This window comes from Nitrospirota bacterium, assembly GCA_035516965.1.
GTDB lineage: Bacteria > Nitrospirota > UBA9217 > UBA9217 > UBA9217 > MHEA01.
Map to the genome: position 1 here is coordinate 75,549 of DATIZR010000021.1, position 20,797 is coordinate 96,345.

The following is a 20,797-nucleotide window of genomic DNA, read 5'->3' on the forward strand; positions in this document are numbered from 1 at the left end:
CTTTACAGGCCATATCCTGTATGGTTTGACACATTGTTATGAATCGTCCTTGCCGATGGGCTCCGCTTATCCGTGCTTATCTGGGTTAATCGATGCTCCTCGTCTATTGCTCCCTATTATTATTGTCGTTGCTGCTATCGTCTCCGACGAAATCGATCACTTTGACTTCAAGCCACTTCGCAATGATGTCATCAACCATTTGCGCTCCCTGCACCTTTGTCGCACTCAGACCGGATGCATCAGCGGCCATCTGGCTGGTCTGTGCCGTGCTTGCGGAGCCTGCAAGTGTTCCGAGCGAGGTCGCGCCCTGCGATGCCTGGGGCATGCCGACGGAACCTAGGGAAAAATTGATGTTCGCGGCGTTGTTGACCTGAAGAGCTGCCAAAGTAACCCGTCCTCCCGCGATCCCGGCCTCGCCGGCGTCGATGATGCCGCTCGGCGCGAAGAGATGGATGTTCCCGGGCGTTGGCGGATTGTCTCCGTAGGTCGCCGCCCGGATGCCGCTGCCGACCGCTGGCGGAGTGAACACGGTTATGTAATTGCCGGAAGAGGTCTTGATCCTCTTTGGAGGTGAAGCGCTGACCGCGGTCCTCGAGCCCCTGCCCGCATTTATGCTTCCCTGGTCGCTCCAGACGGTGATATCACCGTAGGCGATGGCAGGATCAACCACGTCCTGCCGCGAAAAAAAGGTCATTGTCCGTGATTCCTGAACATTGATGTCCTTTCTCGTGAAGATATTGATCGCGCCGCCGCCGCCGGTCGTGATGCCCGTCGGTTTTGTCACGGAGCCGGGAACGGGCAGCGAGGTCTTTCCAAGGTTCAGGTCCCCATTGGCAATGACAAATATATCGGATTTTCCTATTGATGTTGCGATCTGAGAAGAGGTCATGTTGATGTCGCCGACGCCGGTCGGATCGCCCAGGAACGGGTTGATCGTGTCATCTCTGGTCGTTTTCAGCAGTTGGGCCGCATCAGCCTGTTGACCTTTCGCAAAAAGTTCGGCGTATTTGTCTCCTGCCGTCCGAATGGCAGTGAAGAACGCGTCTATATCCGTTGCCGATTTGTCGAACCCGTATCCCGACAGGATGATAAGGCTGCTGTTGCCCGTGCTGAGCATCGAATTATTTCCGTTGCCGATCGCCTGGATGCCGTCCTGCAGGGTGCCTAGGTCGATCGAGCCGCCGGCCTGGACGGTGAAGACCCCGGGACCTCCCTGGATTAGCCCTTCATGCACTGCTTCATTCGAGTTCGACGTTGGCGTTCCCGCGCCCTTGACATATTGCATTGAGATATCGCGGCCGGCCTTGATCGTCGACACATCGGACGGGTCGATATTCTGTCCTTCATAAATGATGTCGGTAATATCCCGTCCCGCCGTTACTTCGGCCTTCTTCGGGAAATAAAATATCATATCGCTGATATCCCCGCCGGCCTTGATATCAATGGATTGAGTGTCCCCACTGTGCAGCGGGCTTGCTAATGCCTGTTTGTCCGCGTCCGCGGGTTTGTAGAATCCGTGCAAATTTTCATAATTGCCGGCGTTGTCACTGACCCGGCTTGTAATCCAACGCCAGGTCCCGCCTTCTGTCTCTGAAGTGCCTCTGACATAAAACAGGCCGTACCAGTAGTCTGGTGCGATATCGGACATCATCATCACCGGCGATAGATTATTGTAAGATCCCCTTATGTCTCCACCTGCAAACAGCCGGAGATTGCCATCAGGTGAAGAGGTGAGCGTGAAGTTGTTCAACAAGCTGACATTTCCTCCGGCGTTGATGTTCACGGTCGCTGGTAAGACGCTTTCGGTCAAGGTGCCATTGTTTCCCGTGTTACTATAGAAAGGCGATTTACCTGCGAGCGTCACATCACCACCTGCCTTGAGGCCGATGCTCGTATCCGGCGTGTAGGAGCACTTCACGAAGTCAAAGCGGAAATCCTGGATATTGCTGTTTGCGAGATCGGGATTCACGATCGCTCCGATCTGTATGTCTCCGAGGGCCGAGATGGCGGTCTGGCTGTTAAAGAGCTCGATCTGGACCCTCTCGTTGACGCCAGCGGGATCGAAAGCGCCGAAGTTCCCCGTTGCATGGATGTTTCCCTGCCCGTCCCGGTTCAGGAAGCGGCCCTTGATGTCCCCTCCGGAGTAGATCGTCAGGTCTCCGGCGCCGAACGTCCCTGCCTGGGCAAGAAAATCTCCTCCCGTCCTGACCGAAACTGCTCCGCCGCCCATGGCTGCGAGGCCTGCTGTAGCCTGCACAGTCTGACCGCTGTAGTTTGCCGAAAACTGGCCGTACGTGAACGAGCCTATACTTCCGCATGCGCCTGTGCCGGACAGGCAGGCTCGCACTTTTGAAAAATAATCCCACTGGCCGATGCTCATGGCCGTGATCAATTGTTCCGAGTTGCCGCTCTTTTCTCCTACGGCCCCACCCGCATCAAGGGTAATATTGCCTCCATCAACATACCTCCAATAGAAGTTTGATATGGAGACGCCCTGTGGTGCAGTTAGTGTGAGGTGTTTTCCGGTTACCGGATCGACGTAAACGGGCGCAACAGGGTCCAGCGAGTCTTGCCCAAAGGCAGCCGTTGAAGAGAGCCGGCCCGTTGTCCGAATCGCGCCCAGGTAATTGTTCATGTCCGCATTAAGCTGGACGTCGCGCCCCGTCTGGATGTCGATATCACCAATGGCCGTCTGTACTGCTCCGCCGTTGATGATCAGGTCCCGGCCCACATTGCCGTGAACGGCGCCGTCATAGGATCCGAGATTGTAGGCTATCGTAGTATTGATCATGAAACCCGGGGCGCCCCCTGAACCAATGACGGTATCATTGCCCGAGGCAAAATTGACCGGAGCGCTTTCGGTGTAAACGACCGTTCCATCGGCGATCATCAGGTTTCCCGCCGGATATCCTGCAGAGTCGGTTTTTCCCTTTATGACGGCGAGATAGTCGGCGCTCGTCGAGTCGGCGCCGGCAACCAGATTAAGGCCCCACGAATCATGGGATTCCCTGGCATTTGATTTGACAAGGCCCGACCTGTCCGTTGGATGGTCCGTGAGGTTCTGGCTGACGTTGAGATTGCCCGATGCGCGAAGGGTCAGGACGCCGGGCTCTCCGGCCGTCCCGAACCGTGAAGCGGTAGCATCCCATGCCGCGCTCCAGTTGATGTCCCCGGTACTATCCATCTCGATACCGGGAAGAAGATGGAAGTTATTGATCACGGGTCCGAGCCGGCTCACCGTCTGATTGTTGCTGTAAAAGCTGGTCGCGTCGCTGATCGCCGCAGGCAAGATCTGATCAGGTGTTGAGGAAGAAATATCGTATGATTTGACTGCTTCAGCGTACACCGCTGATGCGCCTTTGATGGACCCCTGGAGGCCGACGGCAACATTCATGTCGTCATTTGTGTTATTGCGCTGCGCCCGCAGGTAGACCACGCCGCTCGCATTGCTGCTGCCGTCTGACACATCAATTGTTCCATTCACATTGATCGAGCCCTGGCTGGAACTCAGGAGAACGTTCGGATCCCTGGAGTTGGATGATTCGGAAACAGCGCGTATGCTGCCGTTGCTCCCGATGTTCACATCGTTCATTGCATGCAGTTCGACCTGACTGCCTCCGGATCCGTCGGCAGTGACGTTTGCATTAACATCGATCGTACCCGCATCAGCGGTCAGCCTGAGTCGGTGAGCGCTGATATTGGAATCGATGGTCACGTCGTTCGTACGCGCCCGCAGGTCGATGTTCTCTGAAAATCCGCCTGATTTCAATTTAGCGCTGAGACCTGTAAAATCACCGATTCGGTCGGTATCAAGGCTGAAGGATCCGCCGGTCCCTTTGCGGACAATGTTTCCCTGCGTATCCGTTACGTCCTGAGCAGCCCCCGCGATATCGCCGTCCAGGGTCACGCCGCCCTTCGGCGCCCTGAGGCTTATGAGTCCCGCGTCGCCCTGATAGCCTGCGGAAACGTCGATCAGGGACCCTGCTTCCAGGTTGATGGTCCCGCTCTGCGCGATTCCCAATGCATCTACATAGTCAGTCGCCAGGTTCACGCTCCCGCCCGGCGCGTCATCGGTCCCCTTGGCGAGGATCCGGCCTCCGCTGTGCAAAATTATGCCGTCATCGGCAAAGCCTGCGGCTCCCCTGGTCGAGAGGTTTATGGTTCCCCCGTCAGATTGCAGAACCGTTGCAAGTTCGAACCTTCGTGCATCGATCTCAAGCATTCCGCCGGGAGCGGCTGATGCCGAGGGCGTGCTTCCACTGCTGTTGAATCTCCCGACGCCTGTTCCAATGTCGATGATGAAATTGGGGGCAATATATTTTTTCGTACCGCTGCTGTCCGACGCAGTGATCACCCGGGCTGCCGTCACATTCAGATCAGCGTTGCCGGTTTTCAGGCTTCCCTGTCCCTTCAGGGCCAGATCGTTTGCCGCGTTGAGATTAATCGTTTGAAAGCCGCCAAATTGAACACTTCCGCCGCCGATGTTGATCTGATCGGAAGCGTTCACGGTAAAGGTCCCCGCGGTTGAAGAGGTTGTTGGCGATGCAGCGTCGGTATTCTTGAGATTGACGACCGCGGAGTTCAGGGTCACAGCAGAAGGCCCGTTCGTATTCATATCAAGGATACGTGCCGCATCGAGTGTCAGGCTGCCCGGAGCTGACAGCGTGAAGTTGTCCTTGAACTGGATGTTCGATCTGCTGGCGAAGGTGAGGTCGCTGAAGCCGGTGAACCTGCCCACGTCACCTGCCGTGAGATACAGGCCGACATCGGATTGCCCCTTTACTCCGTTGCCGAAGAATATGGCGTTGCTCTTCAACCTGATGGCGCCGTTGTCCGACTGGAGATTTCCCCGAAGCCCCTGTACATCGTTCAGGTCCAGGCTGATGAGCCGGGAGGCATGTACCATGGCGTCGGCATCGACGAGGAGGCTGCCGGGCGTGGCCAGATCGATCTCCCCGCTGCCCGTTGTCGCAGCCAGTCGTGCGCCGTTCTCAATGGCGATCGACGAATTCGCTCCGGCTCCCGCCGCGCCAAGCGAAATGACGTCCGCATCCAGTTCCGTTCCCGCCTTTACGGTAATGCTGTTCGTCGCGCTTGTCCCGGCCACATCACCGAGATCAACCTCCTGGAATCCCTTCACGGTATCTCCCGAGATCGTCAGTTTGTTCTGGAGACCGGGATCGATAGCGTCCCCGAAGCCGAACGCCGCGGCAAGCTGGGACGCGCCGGACGACTGGACGAAAATATTCTGGCCACTCAGGCTGATCCTGCCGCCCTGATAACCCGGCAATGCCGAACCCTTCAGCGTTCCGTCGAGGACGATGGTGCTGCCCTTGATGCTTATATTGCCGCCGTCGCCGGCAATCAGCGACTGTCTGACATAATTTCCTTCCGCCGCGAGGACATCCTCCGCAGTCCGCACACTGTAAACCTGCGGCCGTGTGCCGAGTATGGACGTATCCGCCACGCCCCTATACCCGATTGCCAGGGGATATCCGTCTTTGGACATCGAACCCGTTCCGGGAAGTACGGCTCCCGACTGGGCCTCTATGATGTAGGCACCGGGCATGAATGCATATCGGGCGTTTTGAGGATTGCCGGGATCGAGGGGGAGCAGGGTATACATTCCCGCGCTCAGACCCGCGCCCTGGAGGTAGACGGCCTGCCCGGGCAGCGCAAAGGCGTCGCTCCTTATTGCGACATAACGGTTGGGCTTGGTGAGTGGATCAACGGATCCTTCCACTCCCGGCTGGAACTTATAGGCAAAGACCGATCCTCCGCCGGAGACGTCGATCACTGACCCCTTCATGGCCACGGTCGTATCCGCGTTCAGAGTTACCTGCTGCGGCAGGCTGTCGCTGCTAAAATTCTTTGAATTGAAGACGAGGTCGCCGGGATTGGTTTTATCCTCGGTGACCCAGATATTGCCGGGATCGATGTCTCCGTATTCGACCTCCGTGTTGCCGGCAGTCATCAAAACGCTGCCGTCGGCCAGATAAATACGGCTTCCGGCTGCGGGAGCATTGCCATTCGACGCCGTGGTGAGAGTGATGGTCCCAAGGGGGGCCGCAAGGGTCCCTCCCTTTTCAACATCGATCCCCCCGATGCCCTCGACAGCCAGGCTCCCGCCCGCGGAATAGATCGGCCCGCCCACGGGGGTATGCGAGTTCTGTATGGTGACCGTGCCGTCGGCGTGTACCGTGAAGTCGGAGTAGATCTCCGGGTAGATGACATTGCTTCCGTCCTTGTAGGAATAAAAATTACCGGGATAGACCCTGTCCGCATCCAGTATCAGGTTGCCTGTTGCAGCAAGCTTTCCGCTGCTCAGGTTTCCGTTGATTGCATTGTTGTACAAGGCTTCGCTCAGGCGGATGTCCCTTGCTGCGCTCAGCATAACGTCCGTAAAACCGATGAGTTGGGTGGATCCGATGACATCGATCCATTGGCCGTCGAGCGTAAGAGAGCCGGCGCCGCTGACAGGTCCTGATAAGTCCGAGGGCTGCGCCGACTTGTTCGTGAGAACAATCCAAGGGGCCTTCAAAATCACGTCCTGCCCCGACTTCTGGACGATCTGCGGCGCGTCCAAGGTCAATTTCCTTCCGAGGGAAACATTCATGCTGTCCTGAAACAGGAGCGAATTCCGGCTCGCCAGGGTCAGGTCGTCGAATCCCAGGTCACGATACTGTTCGACGTCCTGGGCCCGGACTTCGAGCCCGTTGTTCGCGTCGGTGCGTTTTATCGCGAGAGTGCCTCCCTTGATGTTTCCGTCCGCCCTCGAGACATTCACCGTGCCGTTCCAGGCAAGACTATTGCCGAAGGAAAGAGACAGACTACCGGGGTCCCCCGCCTCCGGGAAAGTGACGATCTTGCCGTCGACAGTCAGCATCCTGTTCTCAACCTCCGGCGATCCCGAAATGTCGATCAAGGACCCGACCTCCATATCGAGGCTCCCTGCCGCGCCTAGCACAACGCTTCCGGCGCTTACCGGCAGATAATTTGTGTTATAGCCTTTGGGAGTGGACGCGGAATCCGGCCTGTTGTACCCTGAGACTATGATCTTCGCTCCGTCCCGGATCGTAAGGTCTGAGTTCTGAGAATTAAGAGTGACTTTACCGCCGGGAGAATAGAGTATGCCTGCCATATCTATATAGTTCGCTGCGTTCAAGGATATAAGCGATTTAGCATTTGGTGTTGTACGAATAACAGCACCTGGCGAAACAATGATCTTTGCATCGCTTCTACTCGGATCGACTGGCGTCAGGTTTCCCTGACTGTTCACGTCTGAACCATCAAAAGGGAAGTTAACCGCTGCTGCTGCTGCAGAGAAAGACGACGGCCCGGCCATAAAGGAATAGGAATCATCCAACCGGACGAGATCGGGATGCCCGGCGAGGGGTTTACCGGTAGCAGAGCCCGTCTGTCCCTGCAATGGGTTCTTGAGACGGACAAGCGACGGGCTGATCACTGTATCTTTGTCCAAGATGATATTGTTGATGCTGTTCAGCGTGATCTGTGTGAAACCCGTATCATCAAACAGGCTTGCGGCAAGATTGAGTTTGCCTTTCATCGCGTCGGGCACGGCCGATATCTCAGGATCGAAATCAGGGTTCCAGACGTCTCCTGTTTGGCCTACACGGATATCTTTTGACGTAAGGGTGATGGAACCACCTGCAATCTGGCCGTTCGCATCGGCCAGGGCGTAGCCACGGAGGTTGCCGTTCAGCATGATATTCACACCCTGGACGCTCAGCTGGCCTGCATTTCCTCCGGTGACCTTGCCTTTCTGATCGATAAGGGTGCCCCCGCTCACGTTGACGACGGCGCCTGAAGCTATGAACACGCCGTCGCCGTTCTCTGTCTTATCCTTGATGCTGATGCTTCCTCCGTTCAACAGGCCCAGATTGCTGTATGCACTTTTGTTCACTGTCCGGCTGCTGTCAATGCGTTCGCCGGAAGCGTCGAGGCTGCTCTGGGAGCCGATAACGATCCTCTGATTGTCAGGTACGGACCCGATAATTGAGAGGTCGATCGTGCCGGCTGCTGCCTCGATGCTTCCCTCATGATCGATTCTGCCGGCCTGTGCTGAAAAGGTGCCGCCGGGCTGCAAAACGAGAACGGCGCCTGTCTCCGTCGTAAAGGCGAGATTCGCGTTCAGATCGAGAGTCGCGAGGTTGGCCGCGTTCAGTATTTTCGCCGACAGCACCGTGTCGCTGCTGGCGACACCAGCCTGCGGCTGTGAGTCGGCGGCGACGGTGATGGACGATGCATTGTTGATGGTCAGTGTTCCGGCGCGCGGGGCCTCGAGGCCGCGCGCTTTGGACAAGGCCATGGCGTCCCCCGTGCCGGATGTCCACGCATTCTGATAGTAACCTCGCGTCACGCCGCCCTTGAGTTGTCCGTCCATTACGACCCTGGATGCGTTGAACGTAAGCGCACCTGCATCACCGCCCTGTGTATAGCCCATTACATAACTCTTCCCATTGAGAACTTTGTCGTAGTGGATATTAGCTGGTGCATTGCTGATATCGTATACCTTCATGCCTGACAACAGTTTCGTCGAATTCACGAGCCCGCCAGCATAATTGACCGCCCCTCCGGAAATATCGATGATAGCGCCCTGATTCATGACGATGTCGCCATTCGAAGCCGTTACGTTTACCTGTCCGTTTTGCGGGGTATAAGATCCGTCGGAGTTTTTTGTCATTGCTCCACCGATGCTCCGCTCCAGGGCGGTCCGTTCACGAGTCAAGATCGCTTGCGAGAGATCACCGATGCTGGATCCTTCAATTACGGGTGTCGAGATTTTCGCCCCCTGCAGAACACCGTCTTGCTGTGCGTAGTAATCTCGAAGTTCGACCGAGGTCAATTTGACATCCGAAAGCATTGGCATGGGAAGGTTTGCGACGACGCCGCTGACATCGATGCTGCTGCCGGAAGCGAGATCGGTACGATCTGTCGCACTTATGGTGACTCTTCCGGTAGGTGCAAGGATCTTCCCCTGCAGCGCTATCTGTTTGGCGGGACTCCCTTCGACGATGGTGTCCACGCCTAGCGCTTGCAGGCCTTTGATATCGACAATGGGCTGGATATTGAACGTATCGTCCACCGTCTGAACCTGTTCCGTATTCGAGTCCATCCCATAGACGTGCAGGTCGATGCTGCTGTTCGCGCCCGTGGTGATCTTGTTCGCGGCTCGCAGTTCCACCTGCCCCTGCTTGTTCTGGAAAGCGGTCACGGCGCGGATGACACCCCACTGGTCGATATTGTTGCCGTACATACCGACCATGCCGCCGTCGGCGTTCAAGTGTGCGCCTTCCTGGTTCACGGCCTTGCCGAACGTCGGATCACTGTTCGGGTCATTGAAATCAGAGGGATCGACGATGACATAATAGCCCGATCTCGAGAGATCGTTTGAACCGGGAGGCACCAATGTCACGTCCGTCGCGGCGACAAGACCGATCTGCCCTGTGGGCGCATTGATGGTGCCGGAGTTCTCCACACGGGGGCCTATGAGAAAAACGCTTCCGCCGCTTGCAGCGTTTATCTCACCGATGTTCGAGACAGTAGCCAGAGGGTTAGGGGCTAGGCCGGGATTCTGATAATTTTCCAGTTTGAAATGGAAGACATTGTTCAAAAAATCGTTATCATGGATGTTGAGAGCCGAAGCAACGAGGCTGTTCACATTCACCTGTTTCGACCCTGATCCGAACAGAATTCCGTTCTGATTGATGAGATAGATCCTTCCGTCAGCAGTCAATGTTCCGAATATCTGGCTGGGATTGAGGTCCCAGATGCGGTTCAGGGCCGCATAGCTGCTGTTTGGTTTCCAATTCGCAGTTTCCGGCGTTCCCTGGCCTTGATAGAACCGGACACTGGCATCTGAGCCGATATTGAAGCTCTGCCAGTCGATAATCGCGTTCTGCTGGTTCTGATATACGTTGACCTGACCGCTTGTTGTGGCGATGCCCTGATCGCCCTTGCTTGAATCAAGTCCCGTTCTGCTTCCACCCGGGAGAGCGACGGGGACCTCATTGGCCGGGATAACGGGAACCGCAGCGCCGTTGTAAAAGCCGGGGATGGCGAGCACCCTGGTGCTCTGTGCCTGAGTTGTGGCAAATGCAGGTGCTGTCGCGCGTACAGGAACCGATCCCGCAAATCCGGGGATGTTAACTGACCCGGCTAAGGCGTAGTGTGGAAACAGAATGAGCACGCAGCACAGGAGGTGAAGCAGGGTTTGAACAATGCCGGTCTTCATGGTTCTCTCCTGTTCCTGAGGATAAAAAAGCGGTTACTGCAGCCCGCCGATGAAATCAAAACGAAAGAGTTTATACTTCTATTGGATCTTATGAGTCCTCTGAGTTCTCTGCGACTAACGGTTTCCCAGGATTATCCGTGTTCATCCGTGGTTAACCTTTTTCCTGGATTATCAGAAAACGGCCTTAATTTTCCAGTGATACCTCTGGTCGTATTTTTCGGTCCGGTTCGATTCGCTTAGGGCCACGGCCCAGTCCAGTTCGTACTCAAGGTTCTTCGCCATAGAACCCCGCAGTCCAGCACCGGTCCCCGAAAGCCTGATGCTGCGGTCCTGGCCGGGTAGTGGGTCTTTGATCGTCAGCGCGGCGAAGTCATAGAAGAGAAAAGGGCTCACCTGAACCTTACTGCCTGCCCCGTTTCCCATCAGAGGATCCGGGAAAAACAGCTCCAGCGTCCCATGAAGCGCACTGTCACCCAGTTCCTCGCTTTCCTTGTACCCCCGCACACTTTCCATCCCGCCCGCAGGATACTGCTCGCTGCTGATCAGGGGTTGATCGGATACTTGGCCATCCGCTTTCACAGAAAGGTTCATGCCCCAGAGCAGCTTCTGCATACGTTGTGCACTTGCTGTGATCACGATATAGTTCGCTTGTGCCTTGTAGCGGCTCATCTCGAACTTTGCTTCCTGGGAGTCAGAAGTGCGAAAGTTCACGTTCAACCCGGCACTGAACTGGTTCATCCCGCCCCGCTCATCCGGGAGAGAAGAACTGTAGGAAAACGAGAGCGGCGCATAGTTGACGGGGACCTCATCCGCGGGTGACGCCGCACTGCCATCTCTGGTCGAAGTTGTCTGGATGATGTGTTTATAGTCGAGGCCCAGCGTAAGCATATGGGTATACAACCGGTATTCCGGCAGCATCACAACATAGCGCGTGCCGAAGATGTGCCCCTTCCCGATGACCTGGAAGCCTTCGCCAAACGCGGTATTGCTGTTCGACCATATGCCGTACAGTGCCCACTGGTCGTCTTTTTGCCAGGGTGCGGGCAGCGCATACGAAGCGCTCAGCGCCTGGACCTGGTCCGGCTCCTGCGGCGCTAGCTGGTACTGAACGGAGAGGGAATGCTCCTCCTGCCAGAGGTTGTCGTAGTGGATTGCCGCATTCAGGCGCAGCGGAACCGTATCCGGGCTCGCCCGGTTGTTCAGCTCCAGATATCCGTGCAGGGGGAGATGGTCCTCCACCTTGAGCTCCACATCGATGGTCCCCACTTCCTTGCCGGGCGACATCACCGGGTCTACCTTGAAGTCCTGGCTTCTGTTCAGACGGGCGATCTCCTGCTGGACCTGTGGCAGGTAGAGGATCTTGCCCGGCGTGAAGGACGGCAGGTCGCTCAACACCTTGTCCATGGTGAAATACCGGTTGCCGGTGACCTTCACCCTGCCGATCCGGCTCTCAATCACCTGCAGCTTGACAACTCCGTCCTGCAGGGTCTGTTCCGGTATGTTCACCATCACTGCGGGATACCCTGTTTCGTGATACCTCTTTTCAAGCGAGTCCCGGGCCTTTTCCACGTCTGCCGAAGTTCTGCCCGTACCGGTGTATAGGATGACCGCGGCCCGCACCTGGTCATCGGTGAAAAGGTTGTTACCGGTCACCTCGAATGCCTTGATCTCGAAGCCTGCTTCACCGGTCTCTTCGGCTATACAGGGCCGCGACAGGAGTGACGTGAATGCCATAAGCATGACCACCATGCGGAAAATTCGCAGACCGATCGTGTTCACTTGATGCTACTCTCCGCTCTGTCCGGTCTTTGCAACGGTGATCTTTTCCACGGAAACGTCGCACAGCAGCGTTTCGCCGCCGAAGGGGTTCCGGTAATCTACCGTGATGGTCTTATCATCCACCTCGACGATGCGGCCGATCATCGACCCCACCCGGGTAAGTCCGCCTTTCCTGGCATCGATATCAACCTTGTAATTCTGCCCCTCCTCGCGGATGAACCCGGGGCCGAACGGCGTCATCAGCACATCGCCGGGCCCTGCTGAAAACCGGACCACCACATCCTGTTCCGTGACGGCCTCCACAGTCCCCGGGAAAGACGGGTCGATCGCAAAAGATTGTCCGACTTCCGGATCCTTATGCGCACGATTCCGGTACTCGCCGAGCGTTAATTTCATCTCCCTGGGTCTTGTGCGGACCCGCGCGAGCCGCACAATATAATTCTGTTCATCCCGGGCCGGAACGTCCGGCGCCGCCACCTGCACGACACGTGTTTCGCCCTCTATCATGCCGGCCACTTTCCCGCCAAGCTGGTTCAGGATCTCAACTTCAAAAGGATCTTCCTGCTTCTGTGGGACCGGTTCAGCCGGCCTGGTCGCCGTGACCACGAGGGGGCCGGCATTGTTTTGTTTCATAAATATGTTCGATTTCGGCAGCTCTTCCGGCACATCGTCCGTCGCAGCTACGAGTTCGCCAGAGCGGAGCCTGCAGTGATAATGGAGAGTGGCCGCGTCTCCCGGCAGTACCTGCTGCTTTGGCGCGACGGCAGATGCATTCCCGGATTGCAGGCTCTGATGCGTTCCCTGAGTTGCGCATCCTGCGAAAAGAAGCAGACAAATCAATGTCTGCGTCAGCCGCCAGAGCGAAGAATGTAGTTCTTTCACATTATGCTTCATGCCGGATGTCCTTTTCCCTGCGCATCTGTTTCATGAGGCAGTCTGCGGCAATGATGTTCGCAACCTCGAATTCCTCCGATTTTTCGATCCGGCCGAGACTTCCCTGGCTGAAATTGATCTTGATATAACCGCTGAACTCGCCTTCCATAAGAATCCTGATCGTTTCGCTGAGCCTTTTCATCTTGTCCATAGGCACCTCGCAGTATTGGAAATACAAGGGAATTGTCAGTATTCGGTATGGTGATTGGTTAAGGAAGCTCAGAGAAAGTCTCTGGTGAGGTTCGGGCTTCCCGGTCGTTGATGCATCGAAGGCATCAATTCAGCAAAGTACCCACTGCCAAGATGAGCGATCCTATCAGTGATTCATTACAAAATCGTTAAGGCCAAATGAAGATTCAGTGACATCGACCTCGCTGAGGAAGTAAACACAGAAATTTGGTGATAACGACGGATAATTTTTTGCTTTGCCGAAAGTTACTTCTCATTCAAGCGCATAGCGCGGGCTTCGGATCGACCAGCATCATATTCCTCGACAGTGATCAAGACCGAATAAAGTTTCAATTTTGCAAGAAGTCAATTTTGCACACAAACCGGGCACGATAGTACGGGAAAAGTCTGCAAGGCTGGTTCAAACAACGTTCTTTCGGAAGGTCCGCTGCACCACGCTCCTGCAAAACGCAGAAATGCGGGGCCCGAACAGGGCCCCGCACAAATCGTACTTAGTGTCTTCTTAGAATGTCTCTGATGATTAGTTGCAAATGCCGAGATTCGGGTTGACAGTGTTGTAGAGCTGGTCGCCGCCTCTCACATACTTCATCTCGCACGAAGTGGCATAGAATGCATTCGTGTTGTTCGCAGGATTCTTCATGAACGTGCACAGCGTTGCCATATCAGACGGCACCGGTGTGGCGGTATAGAGGTTCTGAACACTGTAGAAATCGTACAGGCCAGCCGTGATAGTCGCTTTGGACGGCGCTACACCATTGTAGGTCGCCTGATGCACATTCGGATAGGACGAAAGAGACTGGTCTGCATCGGCATAACCGACACCGCCCGAGTCTCCGTTGATGCAGGCCATTTCGTCGGCGGAACCGTCATTGAAATAGAAGGAATAGCCGTTTCCCGTATCCTCCTGGGTTTGAAGAACGGCCGGCCTCATCACGGCCAGATCGATCGTTGCAGCCGTGCCCGATCCTGCATGACGCCAGCAGGCGTACATAGGCTTGGCATCGAACCCGAGGTCAGACCAATCCGCGATCTGGCCGGAGAAGATCAGTCTTGCCTGGGCCGTCGTCAGGTTGGTCACCTGGTTTGCTCCGTTGTTCATGGTGACGCCATTGTTGATATAGAACGAGAAAGGAACGACCAAGTCGCGGCAATCGGTCAGGCCGGTAGCAGCAACCGCGCCCGTGCCTTTGAAATTCCTGTCCGTAAAGACATTTGAGGAGCTGGTCGAGGGGCCGAGGAGCATTCCATGGGACTCCTGCTGGAAGCTCGTTACCTGAACGTCCGAAGCGCCGCCGTTGACGGTTACGCACTTCAGGGCAGTGTTCGGCATGGTGGTCGCATTGGTGCCCGTTCCCCACGACGTGACCTGGGCCTCATCCATCATCATGCGCTGATGAGCGTCACCGCAGAGGGTGGTGCGGTTCGGATTCGTTGTATTGCCCTGGATCGCAAGCGGGCCGTCATAGGAGGCCTTTGAGGATGTGCGGAAATACCGGGTCACACCGCCGCAAGTCGCCCTGGAGATCGCGTTCTTCCCGTCCGTTGTCTTTGAGCTCTGGATGCTGGTGCAGCCCTGGGCCCCCATGTAGTTGACTGCCTGGGCCTTCCAGAAATTGAACTGTGCTGATGCGCCGTAGATATTGATGTCGCCGGTGATCGCTGCCGAGGCGGTCCCCACCATGGTCAGGAGGGATGCGCCGGCTACGACCGAAGAGATGATATTCCTGATCTTCATGTCATTGTTCTCCTTGAATGCAGGGCTCCTTGCGGATCCCTGGAAATAAAAAGTTTAGGAAACTCAATACTTCACGATCTTAGGCAGCCATTTTTCTGCGCAGGCCAACGAGGCCGAGCAGGCCGGAGCCGAAGAGGTACGCGGCAGCCGGGATCGGCGTGGCCGGAGCACCCGGGTTCAGGACCGTGCTGCCATCGGCCATGGTCCGGATCGTCGAGACATTCAGACCGGTGGACGTGCCGTTAATGCCGGACGGCAAGCCATAATAGTAGAGCACCTGGTCCACATAACCATTTGTCGCCAGGTTAGCTAGGCTTGCCGTAGCAATAGCACTTGAGCTGGTCGGGATGAAACCTTTCATATAGCCCACTAATGATCCGCCGCCTTCCAACTGCTGATAGAAGGAATTCGGATCGTTCGTGGCTAACGTAACCTGGGAAGACCCACCACCAGTAAGCTGATACTGACCGTTCACGGTGTGTGCAGCACTGCTAAATGAGGTCCAGCTGGATTTAGCGGTGGTTTGCCCGCCGGCAGGACCGCTGAGCCAGGCCTGGTTCTTCGGATTCGGCGAGAGCGTGAGCGAATAGTACACAACATAGGAATTGGACGCATTTGCACCGGCGCCCAGCGACGCGAAGTTGAAGTTGTTGGTGTTAAAGTTGACGAGCGTTGAGCTCGCCGAGGTCAGATTGGCTATGGAGCCCAGGTCGGTGGCGACTTCGTTGGTTCCGGCCGTGCTGTAGACAACGCGGATGAGATCGCCGTCCGAGAACGCCGCCATGGCCTGTCCGCTCACGCCGAGCATGAGCATGACAACCATCACAAGCATCATGATCTTTTTCATTGGATTTTTCTCCTCAGTGTTGAAATGGGTGAGTTAGCTACATGAAGCCGTCCATCGGCCTTCTCGTTGCGCACGACTCTTTATGTTGTTTGTCGCCCTGTTCGCTGTGCGGCAGGCGCTCCGTGCACGTCTGAAAGTTCCGCTGGACAGCCTCTTCCCTCAGGACAACCCGGCCATCCACCTGCGTGGACCCGTCGGCTTTCCGTCATCCGGTTACCCGGATTTTGGCTTTACACTGAAGGCCGGATGCAGGCATGTGCCTGCATCCCACCTGTTGCTTTTTTAGTGCGTTAATTCGTTGAGGCCCTCCGTTTGTCGTCGTCCCTCCTTTCCGTTTGGGATTATCGAACCCGCCGGTTCATCCGGAAAACGCTCACCGTTGTGCGGCAGGCTCGTGACCCGGGCTTCCTGTTCCCTTTGCGGAGGACAGCCAAGTACCCTGAATCAAAAAAAAGCCCGAAACGAGATGGAAGCATCCTCTCGATTCGGGCTTTCTGGTGCGCGACAATAATTCTGTCGGTCAGCAAAGGACCCTGATGGTCGTTTATGCGTCAGTGACTTCTTAAACTTCGGCGGTAACGGCTACCGCCTTTCTCTCGATTCATGGTCCTGATTACATAAGTGCATAGTACATAGCCAATGTTACATCCTCATTACAGTTCAATGATGGTTGTGTGAATTCTGCATAACTTCTTTCCCGGTCCTGTCAACCGCCTTCCACGAACAATATCTTTATACTTCAGACCGGTGCGCCTTCTTAGATTTGTCTTGCAATATCAAGTTCATTCGTTCGTATTAGCGTGGCCTCCTGTTGAGGGCCGCGAGATAATTGGCGGTGAATATATACTCCGGGATATATACCTTGTTCTCGGTCTGAAGCGCGGCTGCCTGCCTGCCAATGTACGCCTGCAGCGCCTCGAAGAAATTATTCGCGTTGATACTGCCGGAGAGATCGACCGGCGGAGCGACGACAATCGGACAGTCAAGGATTTCCCGGCCCGTCACTACGACCACACCGGCGTCCCGTGTCCCTTCGCTCGGCAGCACGGTTATGACGATGCCTTTTTCGACCGCTTCCTTTGATATGAGTTTGGCGTCGGCCAACGCGACCGTAACAGGCTGCGATGAATCCGGCCGCACTTCCATCCTGATCAAGACCGGCGTCTTCCCGTCGGAGATCGCGATTGCCGGCTCCTGCACAAACCTGTCTTCGTCGCTCCGTCCGAACAGGGCGGCAAGTGAGTTCAGCCCCTTCTCCCCCCTGAATTTTTTGAAACGCTGGAGCACGTTCTTTTCCTCACGCACGAGGGCTGTTATCTCCTCCGGAAGAATTTTCTTGTCGGACCCTTCCGGCGATGCTGCGGTCAAGCTGAAGGGCCATGTAGCCCCCTTGCTGCCGCCCGGCGCAACTTCGGTGTTTACAGGGCCCCCTGCTGCGGTTTCACCCCCTGTGGTTTGGGAAGAAGAAGCCACGGCTCCGTCTGCCGGTTTAGTATCATCGGCGTTAGCGGGAGGCGAAGTCGCGTCCGCAGGATCAGGGGGTCGCTTCGCCGTGCTCCTGGTGATTGCGGCTATTGAAATATGCTGGATACCACCGCCCGGCGTATCTGTCTTTGATTCGAACTTTAAAACGATCTGGAGGAAGGCATCCGGGACCTGCCGGAAGATGCTGACAAGCAGTTTCCCCGGTGTGTCGGCGGTAGTCTGCTTCAGCTCTCCTCCGCTTATCAGCAGGTAGGGACTCTCCAGCAGGCTGGGATCGTAATCAATCTCGACGTCCAGGGCCTGTACACCCACGACATTCTCTCCGGTCAGGATAAATCTGCCTATGCCGTCCGGCTGGAGGTTCAGTTTCATGGGATCCGCATGGGAAAGCAATGGCCAGCTCATGACCAGCAGCAAACCGAGCATATACGATCTTATTTTCACTGCGTGCCCCTTCTGTTCATGGTGGTACAACTATAGCCGACCATTGTTACAGTTTTATGAAGTTCTATTCCCACTGCCCCTATTGTTCTTATTTCATATCTCGTACTGTTTCCCGCACATCAGGATCGAGCCAGGATCGCTTCCAACTATCCATATCAGTTCCACTGAGTTCATACTCCTGCTGTACCTTCGGGTTTGGGGAAAACATCCATCCGGGGGGGATCACATTCCAATGCCAGAAAATCGTAACATTACTGCAACAATGCAATGATATGATATTCCAATAAAAACGAGGGGGATAAAATTTATTATAGCTGCGGCCGAAAACTGCGCCATGTTTTCTGATTGCTGTATAATACGATTATAGCAGTGGAATGCCCGGGCTCTACTGAATAATTGAAACCCAACAACTTCAGTTTGCGTCTGCAACGTAATTCCCCGCCTTATTCATTCCCTTTGCAACCCAGATTGCTTTTGTAAAGCTATAGACCTATGGGAGGGAGAAGACGACGTCAAGTCGTTCCTATTATCCGTCTTCCAGGACAAGAAACTCTCCACCAGCTTCTCTCCTCCGTTCTCTCTGGTACAATATTATACAGAGCAAATCGCCAGACATCCGCTATCTACGCGAACGACGGGATAAGAAACTTCGCTCGATAGCGCGAATATCTCATGGAGGCGTCTGAGGAGGTGAAAGTTTATGGCTGCACAGGGAAATGAACAGCAGGGAGTGCGCTTCCTTTTCATTGTGGCAGCATTCGTGATCATCATCTGGGGCATCTATCAGGCCCAGTCAGTTCTGGTGTCCTTCCTCGTCTCCATTTATTTTGCCGTCATCGGGACGTCGCCGCTCCTTTGGCTTGAACGTAAACGCGTTCCTTCAGTCATCGCGGTATTGCTCGTCGTAGGGGGAATCATCGGCATTCTCCTGATCATCGGCGTGCTGGCGGGGACATCCATCAACAGCTTTACGAATGCCTTGCCTGTCTATCAGGCTCGCATGCGGGAGCAGCTCTCCGCACTCAGAGAGCTGTTAGCGAGAGGAGAGATAGAGATCTCCGACAAGTTCCTGCTTGACTACGTCAACCCTGGCGCGGTCATGGGTCTAACCGCAAGCCTGCTCTCAGGGCTGGGCTCGGTCCTTTCGAATATTGTCCTGATCCTGCTTACCATGACGTTCATTCTGCTCGAGGCCTCGAGCTTTCCCGTCAAGCTCCGCGCTATCCTCGATAATCCTGAGGCGGTCTTCCCCCATTTCAGCAGGTTTGTCGAAACCATAAAGCGCTATATGGTCATACAGTCGGGAATCAGCTTGGTTACGGGCATCCTAATCGGCAGTTGGCTTGCTATCATTGGCGTGGATTTCCCGGTTCTCTGGGGCCTCATGGCCTTTTTGCTGAACTATGTACCTAATCTGGGTTCCATTATTGCCGCCATACCTGCCATCCTCGTGGCTCTCATTCAACTCGGAGTGGGCCGCGCTGCGCTCGCAGCTGCAGGATACATTGTCATCAATTTCATGATCGGTAACGTGTTACAGCCGCGGCTCATGGGCCGGGGCCTTGGTTTGTCCACCCTCGTTGTCTTTCTCTCCCTGATTTTTTGGGGAAGCCTGCTCGGCCTTGTGGGCATGGTCCTTTCCATTCCCATTACCATGGCCTTTAAGATCGCATTCGAGAGCAATGAAAGAACGCGGTGGATCGCTGTGCTGCTGGGGCCGGAGCTGTCTTCGGCGGTTGTTTTGACAGAGCAGAGAACGCCAGATGCGAAATAATGAATGCCATTAGGTAAAATTACTCATAAACAGATATGAACGATGACAAAAAAACAGCCTTTTGTATTTACACCGAAACCCGAAATCGTTTCGCCGTATTCAAGGTCTTCAGGTTATCGCTTCACGATGAGTATAGGGATTTTCGAGTCTTTATGTATAACACCGTACGTAACGCTGCCGAGCATGGCCGCTTTAATGGCGCTTTTGCCATGGGAACCCATAACAATCAGGTCAGCCTTTGACTTTGTTGCTTCCTTCATAATTTCTTCCACGGGATGCCCTCTCCTTATCGCCGTCTTATATTGAATGTGATTCCGTTCGCATATCTTTGCTATCTCATCAGCGGAGGATTGCGCTGACTGCTTCAGATAATCTTCGACTGACTCTTTTAAATGGGTCGGAGATGCGGAAGCTGAAACCTCCTGATCAAAGATAAAGCGTATATCGAAGACACTCAGCAGCGTCAAGGATGCTCCTGTTTGCTTCGCGAGCTCAACCGCGTATTTTGCCGCCTTATGTGACACCTTTGAACCGTCTATTGGTACAAGAATCTTTGTAATCATATCGTCCTCCTTGTTTCATATAATTAAAGAAAAAAACAATCTGACACACTTTGATGTCAGCAAATGCATCGTGATATTGTGAAATCCGTATAATACGCACCTGGGTTGTTCATTTTTTTTCAAAAAATTATATCATTATTATATCATTGTTTGCGTCGTTTACAGGCAAAGACAGAGAGCGCTGCGATGCTGACTGTGCTGAACAAATGCCTCCAAAAATGATGATCGCCGTGATTACAATGAGAATAGTACTTTAGTTAAATTGACATCTCTCAAGGATACAAAACCGAGCTCATGAACCTTCAGCTTCTTGAACCTTCAGCTTCTTATTGACTCGATTCCCGCTCTAATCCACAGAGTTCTGATGCTAAACACATTCTGAAACATTGAAGTTTCCATTCCTAGAAACTATCAAACAGTTCATGTCGAAGTTTATCTATTGCTAGTAATTCATCCATTACCATCAACGGCTAAATGTAACCCGATTTATGTTGATTTTGGTATCATAAACTCATGGCGTACACATATTGCTAACGTTAATGGAAAACACTGAGGATGATCATGGTAAAAACGCATATAAAAACCGTATCTCTTGTTCTTGGAAGCGGCGGTGCTCGGGGTTTAGCACACATTGGCGTTATTCACTGGCTTGAAGAAAATAGTTATAACATACGCTCAATAGCCGGTACCTCGATTGGTGCGCTCATCGGGGGGATATATGCAGCAGGAAAACTGGATGAATATGAACAATGGGTGCGTGCAATAAAGAAGATCGACATCGTCACATTGCTGG

Annotated in this window: 10 protein-coding genes and 1 riboswitch; of the genes, 2 read left to right on the plus strand and 8 right to left on the minus strand. The window is 54.6% G+C overall.

Features of this window, described 5'->3' with window-relative positions:
- Positions 1 to 103 precede the first annotated feature (103 nt).
- From VL197_02230 to VL197_02260, 7 genes are all read right to left on the minus strand, one after another.
- Positions 104 to 10,255 (minus strand): filamentous hemagglutinin family protein, encoded by a 10,152-nt coding sequence (locus VL197_02230; protein ID HUJ16784.1) that lies wholly within the window; start codon positions 10,253 to 10,255, stop codon positions 104 to 106.
- Between the two features lie 171 nt (positions 10,256 to 10,426).
- Positions 10,427 to 12,034: a ShlB/FhaC/HecB family hemolysin secretion/activation protein gene (locus VL197_02235; protein HUJ16785.1), complete on the minus strand. Its 1,608-nt coding sequence runs from the start codon at positions 12,032 to 12,034 to the stop codon at positions 10,427 to 10,429.
- Between the two features lie 6 nt (positions 12,035 to 12,040).
- Positions 12,041 to 12,667, minus strand: a complete 627-nt coding sequence (locus tag VL197_02240; GenBank protein HUJ16786.1) for a hypothetical protein — start codon at positions 12,665 to 12,667, stop codon at positions 12,041 to 12,043.
- Positions 12,668 to 12,917: 250 nt separating this feature from the next.
- Positions 12,918 to 13,118 carry a hypothetical protein gene (locus VL197_02245; GenBank protein HUJ16787.1) on the minus strand — a complete coding sequence of 67 codons (201 nt, stop codon included), beginning with the start codon at positions 13,116 to 13,118 and terminating at the stop codon, positions 12,918 to 12,920.
- A 558-nt stretch (positions 13,119 to 13,676) separates the two neighbouring features.
- On the minus strand, positions 13,677 to 14,891 hold the full coding sequence (locus tag VL197_02250; GenBank protein ID HUJ16788.1) for a substrate-binding domain-containing protein: 1,215 nt from the start codon (positions 14,889 to 14,891) through the stop codon (positions 13,677 to 13,679).
- Positions 14,892 to 14,970: 79 nt separating this feature from the next.
- A complete protein-coding gene (locus VL197_02255; GenBank protein HUJ16789.1) occupies positions 14,971 to 15,738 on the minus strand; it encodes a hypothetical protein in 768 nt (255 codons plus the stop codon).
- A gap of 160 nt (positions 15,739 to 15,898) precedes the next feature.
- Positions 15,899 to 15,977: riboswitch (cyclic di-GMP riboswitch) on the minus strand.
- A gap of 556 nt (positions 15,978 to 16,533) precedes the next feature.
- Complete coding sequence (locus VL197_02260) at positions 16,534 to 17,667, minus strand: hypothetical protein (GenBank protein ID HUJ16790.1); 1,134 nt, start codon at positions 17,665 to 17,667, stop codon at positions 16,534 to 16,536.
- 700 nt (positions 17,668 to 18,367) lie between these two features.
- Here VL197_02260 and VL197_02265 point away from each other — a divergent pair.
- On the plus strand, positions 18,368 to 19,441 hold the full coding sequence (locus VL197_02265; GenBank protein ID HUJ16791.1) for an AI-2E family transporter: 1,074 nt from the start codon (positions 18,368 to 18,370) through the stop codon (positions 19,439 to 19,441).
- 113 nt (positions 19,442 to 19,554) lie between these two features.
- Here the strand turns inward: VL197_02265 and VL197_02270 are convergent, their stop codons facing one another.
- Positions 19,555 to 20,004, minus strand: a complete 450-nt coding sequence (locus VL197_02270; GenBank protein ID HUJ16792.1) for a universal stress protein — start codon at positions 20,002 to 20,004, stop codon at positions 19,555 to 19,557.
- A 561-nt stretch (positions 20,005 to 20,565) separates the two neighbouring features.
- Here VL197_02270 and VL197_02275 point away from each other — a divergent pair.
- Positions 20,566 to 20,797: patatin-like phospholipase family protein (locus tag VL197_02275; GenBank protein ID HUJ16793.1), on the plus strand; the 232-nt coding region annotated here is incomplete at its 3' end.